Source organism: Parvibaculum sp. (genome assembly GCF_039680535.1).
Lineage (GTDB): Bacteria > Pseudomonadota > Alphaproteobacteria > Parvibaculales > Parvibaculaceae > Parvibaculum.
In genome coordinates, this window is the sequence record NZ_JBDKSS010000016.1 from 1 (window position 1) to 2,457 (window position 2,457).

At 62.3% G+C, this 2,457-nt stretch carries 1 protein-coding gene and 1 pseudogene; both read right to left on the bottom strand.

Translation table 11 applies throughout. The annotated features are described in order from the left end of the window. A partial coding sequence (gene malQ / locus ABFC66_RS12265) for a 4-alpha-glucanotransferase (protein ID WP_346741253.1) occupies positions 1–1,915 on the bottom strand: 1,915 nt, incomplete at its 3' end. Positions 1,916–1,947: 32 nt separating this feature from the next. After that, positions 1,948–2,457: pseudogene (locus ABFC66_RS12270) on the bottom strand (hypothetical protein); the annotation flags it as partial.

Here is a 2,457-nt window from a genome sequence, read left to right on the forward strand (position 1 = left end):
CGTCGCCGAGCCTGTTCGGGTCGAGGCCGGACGGCAGCAAATTCTCGTCCGCAAGCGCGCGAAGAAGGAGCCACTTCTCGTGCTCTCGCTCGTGACGCGCCCGCTCACCATGTTCAGGCGTCGGGTAAAGGCCGAGACGACGGCGCGCTTCGAGGTCGGCCGCGTTCCAGAAGCCCTTGAGCGTGGCGAGGTCGTGCGTTGAAACGCACGCGGCCGCGAGATGGGGATATTCCTCGGGTCGCTTCTGGCGATCTTTCTCTACCTCGAAATAGAGAACGCGGTAGGAAAGGACATTCGCTTCGGCCATACGTGGACGAAATCCTTCCGGCACCGTTCCAAGCGCCTCGCCCACGATCAGACATTCATTTCGATGACTTTCGAGCGCGAGAATGCCGAGGAGATCTTCAAGTGGATAGCTCACATAGGCGCCCGCCGAGGGCGGGGCGCCGCGCGGGACCCAGAACGCATGCTGCAAGCCCATGATGTGGTCGATGCGCAAGGCGCCCGCATGGCGCATGTTGGCCCTCAACAGAGCGATGAAGTCGCCATAGGCCGTGTCGCGCAGGACCCATGGATTCATGGGCACGACGCCCCACTCCTGACCGAGCGCATTGAAGGGATCGGGCGGTGCGCCGAGGCGCGCCTCTCCGGCGAATAGTGTTTGCCGGCTCCAGTGGTCGGCGCCCGCAGGATCGACGCTCACCGCGACATCGCCATAGAGGCCGATCGCCATACCGGCGTCTTTGGCGCGGCGGCATGCCTCGCCGAGCTGCAGGTCGCATTGCCACTGGACATATTCGAAGAAGGAGATGCGCTCTGCGTGATCCTGTGTGAATGCCTCAATAGAATCTGATGATGGATCGCGATAGGGCAAAGGCCATTGCGTCCAGTCGTTTGTACCGAAAACCTCAGTCATGACCTGAAAGATCGCGAAGCGCCGAAGCGTCTCGCCGCGCCGGCTCCGGAAGTTCTGAAAGGCATCGGCGCGTCCTCCGTCGTTTCCGGCGCGGCAGGATCGGCGAAACTCGGAATGGAGGCGCTCAAGCTCTTCGAATTTGCGACGGGAGACAGTGGAATAATCGACAAATTCCGCACTGTGCGCTGTGGACGGAGAAGCGGAAAATGCGGGCTCCGCGCTGTGCCCGTGATCCTCTATCGCCGTCACATCGAGATAGAGCGCGTTTCGGAAGAGGCGGCTGTTTGGCGAATAGGGGCTCGCGTTTTCCGGAAGCGAAGGAAAGAGCGCGTGCAGCGGATTGAGGCCGATGGCGTCGGCGCCGAGACCGGCGGCCCATTGCGCAAGGTCGCCGAGATCCGTGAAATCGCCGATGCCGCAGTCGCGCTCCGAAATGATGCTGTAGAGCTGGGCCGCGAGGCCCCAGAGCCGTTGGCCGCTCGCGAGTTGGGGCGGCAGATAGCATTGGGCAGGAGCGACGATGAGAGACATGCGCGGCGTAGAGGGGAGACCATCAAGAAGAAGGTCGTGGTAGCCAGGCGGAAGCCCCGGCAAGGGCAGTAGCAGGCGGTCGATGTCGCGGCCACCAACAGAACGGCGCGCCTCCCGCTGGAGTGTGTGACGCGCATGCGCGCCCTGCCGGATCGCGCCATCTTCCAGAACAACGCGCCATTGGACCACGTCGCGCGGCGCGTCAGCGGGCAGGTTAAGGGGCACGGCCGCGGCATGATGCAGCCGGACCACCATGACGGGAGGGAGTGGGCGACGCCATTCCCGCTCCTCGATCGTCGCGAGGCTCGCCGTCAGTTCGGCTTCATTGCCTGCCGGAAATCCGAGCGCAGAGAGAAGCCGCCGCGCGGTGTCGGGTTGTGTCTCGTGGCGCACACCCGCAATGTCCCAATAGTGAGATTCAATTCCGGCCAGAGCGGAAAGGCGGCGAAGGCGGTCGAGGTCACTCATCCTCTGCCGGGCTCCTGCGGGCGGTACGTCATTCAACTCTCCAACAGAAGGGCGAGGGAGCGCGCGGAAAGCTCAAGGATTTCTCCGGCACCGATCTGGCGCTCGTTCGGTTGCGGGCCGGCGAGTGCCGTATCGATCATGACTTTCCAGCGTTCGCCGAACGCCGCTTTTGGGAGGCGGAAGGGTTGCGCCCACTCCGCAGCGTTCAGAAGGACAATGAAGTCATTCTCCGGCTGGCCTTCCGCGGCGGCGACCGAGCCCGCTTTCAATTTGCCGTTGATGTGAAAGCCGAGACATCTTTGTTGAGGTATGAGCCAGTCGAGATCGCTCATCTCCTGGCCCTCCGGCGTCAGCCACGTAATGTCCTTTATGCTGTTGGCGTCGATATGGCGGCCATGAAAGAAATGTTGCCTGTGAAATGCCGGATGCCGCGCCCTCAGCAGCAGCAGCTCTCTGACGAAATCCAGAAAGGCCTTGTCGTCATCCGTCCAATGTTCCCAGTCGATCCAGCTTGTTTCATTGTCCTGGCAATAAGGATTGTT